The sequence below is a fragment of the Burkholderia sp. Tr-862 genome, assembly GCF_011753085.1.
Lineage (GTDB): Bacteria > Pseudomonadota > Gammaproteobacteria > Burkholderiales > Burkholderiaceae > Burkholderia > Burkholderia ambifaria.
Window position 1 is genome coordinate 1 of record NZ_VWWG01000243.1, and the last position, 7,472, is coordinate 7,472.

Annotated in this window: 6 protein-coding genes and 1 pseudogene; 3 read left to right on the forward strand and 4 right to left on the reverse strand. The window is 64.1% G+C overall.

Features of this window, described 5'->3' with window-relative positions; all coding sequences use genetic code 11:
• Positions 1-953, forward strand: a 953-nt coding sequence (locus F3J14_RS32560; protein ID WP_166726412.1) for a polysaccharide deacetylase family protein, incomplete at its 5' end; no start/stop codon positions are given.
• Between the two features lie 354 nt (positions 954-1,307).
• Positions 1,308-2,678 carry an MFS transporter gene (locus F3J14_RS32565; protein WP_105786887.1) on the forward strand — a complete coding sequence of 457 codons (1,371 nt, stop codon included), beginning with the start codon at positions 1,308-1,310 and terminating at the stop codon, positions 2,676-2,678.
• Positions 2,679-2,824: 146 nt separating this feature from the next.
• On the opposite strand, the gene F3J14_RS32570 is transcribed toward F3J14_RS32565, so the two are convergent.
• The 4 genes and pseudogenes from F3J14_RS32570 to F3J14_RS32585 all read right to left on the reverse strand — a co-directional run bounded on the left by F3J14_RS32570 (position 2,825) and on the right by F3J14_RS32585 (position 5,702).
• Entirely contained in the window at positions 2,825-3,013 is a 189-nt protein-coding gene (locus tag F3J14_RS32570) for a hypothetical protein (RefSeq protein WP_105786888.1), read from the reverse strand.
• A gap of 223 nt (positions 3,014-3,236) precedes the next feature.
• Positions 3,237-3,447, reverse strand: a pseudogene (locus F3J14_RS35950) (GNAT family N-acetyltransferase); the annotation flags it as partial.
• 92 nt (positions 3,448-3,539) lie between these two features.
• Entirely contained in the window at positions 3,540-4,478 is a 939-nt protein-coding gene (locus F3J14_RS32580; protein ID WP_166726413.1) for an ABC transporter substrate-binding protein, read from the reverse strand.
• Positions 4,479-4,583: 105 nt separating this feature from the next.
• The gene (locus tag F3J14_RS32585; protein WP_166726414.1) at positions 4,584-5,702 is read right to left on the reverse strand and encodes a TauD/TfdA family dioxygenase; all 1,119 of its coding nucleotides are present in this window, start codon (positions 5,700-5,702) and stop codon (positions 4,584-4,586) included.
• Between the two features lie 434 nt (positions 5,703-6,136).
• Here F3J14_RS32585 and F3J14_RS32590 point away from each other — a divergent pair.
• The coding region (locus F3J14_RS32590; protein WP_166726415.1) for an MFS transporter at positions 6,137-7,472 on the forward strand (1,336 nt) is incomplete at its 3' end.

Sequence of the window (7,472 nt, forward strand, 5' to 3'; positions counted from 1 at the left end):
ACATCGGCCCGACGGATCGCTATCTCGTGATCTGCGACATCCTGCACGACATCCTGCAGACCAATGCACCGGTGAATCACCGTGCGCTCGTTCGTCTCGAGGATCTTGACGCATACACGACGACGAGCTCGATGACAACGCTGACGGATTACCTGTACTCGAAGACGATTCCGTTCACGATGGCCACCATTCCCGTGTATACGGATCCGAACGGCTATTACAACGGCGGCGTCCCCGAGACAATCCATCTGGCGCAGGCAACGGGCCTCAAGAGTGCGCTGAACTATGCGCTCCTGCGCGGCGGCTCGATCGTGATGCACGGCTATACCCACCAGTACGACTCGACGCCGAATCTTCTCACGGCGGTCAGCGGCAGCGACTATGAGTTCTGGTATGCGGTGCAGAACCGTCCCGTCGATGAGGACTCCGTTCAATGGGCGCAAGGCAGAATGACCGATGGCCTCAGCGAGTTCACGCTCAACGGCTACAAGGTCGTCGGCTGGGCCGCGCCGCAGTACCAGATGTCGCCGAACGCGTCGGCGGCCACGGTGCAGACGTTCCCGACCACGTTCCAGCGGGCCGTCTACTACACCGCGACCAACCCGCAACTGGGGACGGGAGCAGCCAACCAGGACTTTTCGGCCGGCCAGTTCTTCCCGTACATCATCAACGCCGATTACTACGGGCAGCGGATCATCCCGGAGAACTTGGGCAGTATCCAGTACAACATCTGCAATACCGACCAGTTCTCGTGTATCTCGTATCCATGGCAGCAGCTCGTCACCAATGCTCAATACGGTTTGGCAGTGCGGGACGGTTTCGCGTCCTTCTTCTTCCATCCGTACTGGCTTGAACCCGACCTCGGATTACCGGCCTACCAGGACTTCCAGAGCCTGATCACTGGTATTACGAATCTCGGCTATACGTGGGCAGACGGCACGACTGCCAAGTGATGCTGCAATGGCGGCAGCTCCGTGCAACCTTCATTGGCGCGCCCGTGGCTTAGAGCTGACTATTGACGTCAGATCTGCCCGAGCGCGCATACTCGGCGAGCCAAGATTCTCTCGATTTCGCGCTTTGGCGTTTTCCAGCCAGAACAATGAGAACACATACAGTGTTCATGAGCGATCGATCGTGCCTACCGTTCTTCTCCATCCCAACCACATCCGGCCCGCTGGCGAACTGGCTCGGTCCCAGACTAAATGACCCGGATGGCTGTGGCAGACATCCGCAGCTCGCGCTTGCCGGAACCTGTCGCGGGGCGTATGGTTTATTTCTCTATCGCCCTTTTTCCGGGGGATATCAAAATGGCTGCCATGCAATCCGCGGCCACGCCCCTCTCCGACGAGGAAGCCCGGCGCCAGTTGCACCGCGCCGTCATCGCCAGCACGATTGGCACTACGATCGAATGGTATGACTTCTTCCTCTACAGCACGGTCACCGGCCTGGTCTTCGCAAAGCTGTATTTCCCGCAATCCCATCCACTCGTCGGCACGCTGCAGGCGTTCTTGATCTATGCCGTCGGCTTTGTCGCACGGCCGGTCGGCGCGGCGATCTTCGGCCATTACGGCGATCGCATCGGACGCAAGGCCACGCTGATCGTGACCCTGTTGCTGATGGGGCTCGCCACGTTCGCCGTGGCATTCGTTCCGACCTATGCCGCGATCGGCATCTGGGGCGCCGTTATCCTCACGGTACTGCGCTTCATCCAGGGCGTCGGCGTGGGCGGCGAATGGGGCGGCTCGGTCCTGATGTCGATGGAGTGGGCGCGCACCAATACGCATCGCGGTTTCGTCGCGTCGTGGCCGCAATTCGGCGTGCCTGCGGGATTGTTCCTCGCCAACCTTGCCGTGCTGGCCATGAGCTGGTTTTCCGGCAGCGCTTTCCTCGCGTGGGGCTGGCGCGTGCCGTTTTTCCTCAGCATCGTGCTGGTCGCGATCGGGCTCTATATCCGCCTGAATATTCTCGAGACGCCGATCTTCGCGAAGCTGCTGGCCGAGCGTCGGATCGAGAAGACCCCGATGCTCGAAGTGCTGCGCAAGCAGCCGAGGGATATCGTGCTGTCGGCGTTTGCGCGGATGGCCGAGCAGGCGCCGTTCTATATCTATACGGCGTTCGTGTTCACTTACGGGATCACGGCGCTGGGCGTCACACGCGAACTACTGCTGGCGGCGGTGCTGGTCGCATCCGTGGTCGAGTTCTTCACCATTCCGTTGTTCGGGCACGTGTCGGATCTGATCGGGCGGCGGAGGATGTACATGATCGGTGCGGCTGCCGCCGGCGTATTCGGATTCGTCTACTTCGCGATGGTCGATAGCCGGAATCCGGTGTGGATCTTCGTGGCCATCGTATTGTCGTTGGTTCCGCATTCGATGATGTATGGACCGCAGGCTGCATTGATTGCCGAGTCATTCACAGGGCGGTTGCGGTATAGCGGCGCGTCGATGGGTTATCAGCTCGCTTCCGTCATTGCCGGTGGCCCGGCACCGCTGATCGCAACGGCGCTGTTTGCCTACTACCACTCGGGGTATGCGATCGCGGCGTACGTGCTGGTGTGTGCGGTGCTGAGCGTGGTCGCCGCATCGAAGCTCGGGGACTATACAAACAAGGATATTTCGCGGGAATACGACGACGCCCAGGGGGTGGGGGATCATGGGCACGCGCCGCCGGTGACTTGACGAATTCGCCGGTTCAGGCACGCGATGACGACGGCAGCCGCGATCCAATGGCGTCACGGACGCATCGCGGCTCCTTTGGTGGGTCGACCCGCTGGGCCGCACCGCGAGACGGCGCAGGGCGACGCAGAACACCGAGCGTAACCGGGTTATCGCTCGCTGACCTTCACGCGCGGCAGCCATTCAGCCTGGGCGCCCTGCGTACCTTTCAGATGAGCAGGAGTCGCGTCGTGCGCGTGCGCGCCGAAACGGCGTGCCGCCTCGGTGTCGAGATGCCGGCCATCGAACGTCGACTGGCGACGGGTAATCATGTTGATGCGAAGGCGTTTTGCCGCCATGGTCGTTATTCCTTGAGAAAACGGTACCCCGCCGACAGGCGAAGTGCCATAGATTTACGCGAGAAAAATGTCGCTGCGATGACGCGGCCGCGACGCGAATCCCCACCCTCACCTCTCTCCTCCGGCAATCCCTCCTCAAACCAAGAATTGGCGGACTTGACGACGCCCCCCAAAAAACCGGCTACTGCCAGGTTGCCGTCGTCGCATGAGGTGGCTCCGCCGCCTACTTCATTGCCGCCAACGGCAGAAACAGCGCCAACGGATCGTGTGTGAGGGACTGGAAGCCGAAGTGTCCATAGAACGCCGTGGCGCCCTCGTCCTTCGCGTCGACGGTCAAGGCGACGGCCGGAATCTCCGAGCGGGCGGCTCATCGCAGTGCATTGACCGGCAAGGCCGCACCCAGCCCCCCTGCCCTGGTACCGACGATCAACGGCCTCGTGTTCGGCATCGTGGTCGCGACGACGTTTTCTGACCGGGCAGACGCATCCGTGCGGCCCGCCCGGCACCGCGCACGCGCGTTACGCGTTCACGTCCTCGGCAATCCCGGCGGATTGGTCTGCGACCTGTCGATCGCCTCGGCATCGAGGCTCCAGCGGCTGAGCACCTTCCGGTAACTGCCATTCGCGATCAATGCATTGATCGCGAGCGTCAGCGGATCGGCAAGTCCGCTGCCCTTGCGCGTCGTGATCGCGATATCCGCGGTGCGCGGCCAGCCGCCGCTCACGGTGCCGATCAGCTTCGCATCGCCGCGCAGCGACGCCTGGTACGCGAGCATCGAATTCACGCTAAAGATCGTGTCGACGCGGCCCGACTGCAATGCGACCCAGCGTTCCGCAGCATCGGCGTAATACTGGATCGCGACGGGCGCGAGGCCGCGTTCGACGTTCTGCCGGTTCCATTCGAGTAGGATCTTTTCCTGGTTCGTGCCGGAGTCGGTCACGACGCGCAGCCCGGCGACGTCCTTCGGTTCGCGGATCGCCGCGATCCGGTTGCCGGACTTCACATAGAAGCCGAGCTGATCCTTGCGATACGTCGAGAAGTCGAACTTCTCCTTGCGCTGCTCGGTAACCGTCACATTCGAGATCACCGCGTCGACCTTGCCCGACTGCAGCGCGAGCGGCCAGTCGGCCCACGAGAGCGGTACGATCTTCAGCTTGCGCCCGATACTGTCCGCAATGAGTTGCGCGAGATCTGGATCGAACCCGACTACCGTGCGCGCGTCGGTCGCATACGTGCTCAGCGGCGGCAAGTTCGGCGCGATGCCGATCGTCAGCGTGTTCGCTTCGGCAAACCTGAAGCCGCCCGGCACGGCCTGCTCGACCGCCGGGTTCACAGTGCCGCGCTGCCGGCCCGGCTGCTCGGGGCTAAGGTCGAATGTCGCGGCCTGGGCGGCGACGCCAGCGCCGATCAGCGCAACGGCCAGCACGCGAACGAGATGCGCAATCGGAAATGCTATTCGTCTCATATCTTATGCAATCCTTTCATTCTTTCTGGTAAAAAATGCAACGACCGCGGACGGGAGTCGAACGATTTTGACCCCACGTCGCCCCGCCCCACGTTCCGGGCCGTGTCAAGCCGGCGTTGCCTCGAGATCGGTCGCAGTTTCACGACGGACCGCCGGCCGCGCAGCCGGCGCCCGGCGCTGCACCGGCGAGTCGCCCGCATACAACGCCTTCGGGTCGAATACGCGCGCCTGCAGCGGCGTAAATGCGCGGAAGTTCCACAGGCTGCGCGCGACGAACACACGCTGTACCCAGCGAAACGCGCGATCGTTCTCGTCGTATTGCGGATCGAACTTGTCGCGCGAATGCAGCGTGAAGTGGTTGTTGATCAGCACCAGCTTGCCCGGCGACACCTGGACGCCGAACGACACCTCGCGTACCGCGCGATACAGGTTGGCCAATGCTTCCTGAGCGCGCGTATTGACCGGCAGCACCATGTCCGGATAGAACGCGACCGTCACGCGCGGCGCGTCGAGCGGCCCGGACAGCACGGCGCTCAGGTCGGTGTTGTCGCGCGGCGTCGGGGTCGCGCCGCGCCAGCGGTATGGCACCCGGATGATGTAATGCTCGCCGTACAGTTGCGCGATATCGTCCGGCGACAGCAGCTGCAGTGCGCGGCGCGCGTCGGCGAGCCGTGTGTACGGGCCGCCGCCGGCTTCGCTGCGGATGCCGAGCAGCAGCAACGCGAATGGCGACGTGTCGCCCTCGGGCATGTGGGCCTGCGCGGCGTTCTCGATATGGAAATCGAGTTCGACCTCGGAACCGAGGCCCGTATATTCGCGCGCGGTCGTCTTGTGCGGCGTCAGGTTGTTCACCAGCTCGCGCCCTTCGTGCGCAATCGAATACGGTTCTCCGGCCAGCGTGCTCAATGCAACGAGCACGTTTTCGCTCAGCACGCCGGCCTTGAACGAGCGGCCGGTTTCCTCGAAGCGCGGGCTGCCGTTCACGTCGCCGTCAATCGGCAGGTTGTCGATCTCGATGGAGCCGTGCGCGTCGGCGGTCGGCGCCTTCGCGCGATCGAACGCGTCGACGATCCGGTCGGGAAACGCGTTGTAGGCGAGCTTGCGGACAGCGCTGATGTAGCCGGCGCCGCCGGCTGGGTCGTAATTCAGCGCGCCGAGCGTCTTCCGGATGTGGCCGGACTCCGCTGCCGTCAAAACGATACGTTCATCTGCGAGATAGGTCATAGGTCTCTCGTATTAATTTCCTGGATCGAAGAGCGGTGTGCCACCACCGCCGCGCGTTGCCGTCCTCGGTGCGAAGCGCTCGACAAGACTAGGGGACCGGCATTCCATTTAGAAATGATATAAATTCGATTGCAAACAAAAATTATCGATATAAGTTCAGCAATGCAATCGGCGCGCGGCCGCGCCGGCGGATTCCGCCATTAACACGAATAGTTGTTAAAAAATCGCTGGTTATTATTTGTATTCGCTAGCGGGTCGATGCTAGTTTCTGTCGGACTCCACGACGCGGCCGGCCGTCGATCGACGGTCGGCGCCCTTCATCCGCCACACGGGAACCCGCAGATGAACCGATACCGCCTGTCATGCCGTGCCCACGGCCACGAGACATCGCTGCCGACGCACGGCGCCATCCGCCACGCGGCCCGGGAGCTGCGATGAGCGAGCGTGTTCCCGCACTCGACAGCGCACGGGTCGCCGCCGCGCCGCAGCACCGCACGTCACTGCGCGCGATCTTCCCGACAGTTGCGGCCGCGAGCCTCGGCTTCGCGATCGTCCAGCTCGACGTGACCGTCGTCAACGTCGCGATTCCGAGCCTCGGTCATTCATTCGGATCGAGCGTTCACGGCCTGCAATGGATCGTCGATGCCTATACGCTGTCGTTCGCCGCGCTGCTGCTGACGTCCGGCACGCTGGCCGATCGCTTCGGCAGCCGGAAACTGTTCGCATACGGCCTCGCGCTGTTCCTGCTCGCGTCGCTCGGTTGCGCGCTCGCGCCGTCGCTCGCCGCGCTGATCGCAGCGCGGGTCGCACAGGGCGCCGGCGCCGCGATGATTCTGCCGACGTCGCTCGCGCTCATCACGCATGCGTGCGCGAACGACGCCGCCGCGCGCGTGAAAGCCGTCGCGTGGTGGAGCGCGACAGGCGGAGCGATCAGCGCGGCCGGGCCGACGCTCGGCGGCCTGCTGATCGACTCGCTGGGCTGGCGCGCGATCTTCTTCATCAACCTGCCGATCTGCGCGATCGGGTTATGGCTCACGCTGCGCCACGTGCAGGATTCGGCCGCCGCGCGCACGCGGCTGTTCGATCCGGCCGGTCAGATCGTCGCGGTGCTGGTGCTCGGGCTGCTGACGGGCGGGATCATCCGGGCCGGCGCCCAGGGCATCGGCGACCCTTACGCGGTCGGCGCGCTGGCCGCGTCGGTCGTGCTCGGTGCGCTGTTCGTCGCGATCGAGCGACGCGTCGCCGCGCCGATGCTGCAACTGGCGTTCTTCCGGATCGCGCGCGTGCCGGGCGTGCTCGCGATCGGTGCGATCACGAACGCTGCGTTCTACGGGCTGATCTTCTCGTTGAGCCTGTATTTCCAGAACGCACGCGGCTTCACCGCGACCGAATCGGGGCTGGCGCTCGCGCCGCTCACGATCATCATGCTCGCCAACATCGCGAGCGCGCGGCTGGCCGTCCGGTACGGATTCCGCGTGACCGTCGTCATCGGCTTCGCCGTATCGCTCGTGGGCTATCTGTGGCTGTGGCAGACGCTTGCCGCCCATACGCCGTACCCGCTGCTCGCGCCCGGGCTCGCGGCGATGGCGGTCGGCGGCGGCATCGCGATTCCGGCACTGACGTCGACGCTGCTCGGCAGCGTCGAGACCAGCCGCTCGGCCACGGCGTCCGCGATCCTCAATACCGCACGCCAGGTAGGGGCCGCAATCGGCGTCGCGGCGCTCGGTGCGCTGGTCGCCGGCCAGGGCGCGGCGATCGTGACCGGCGCGG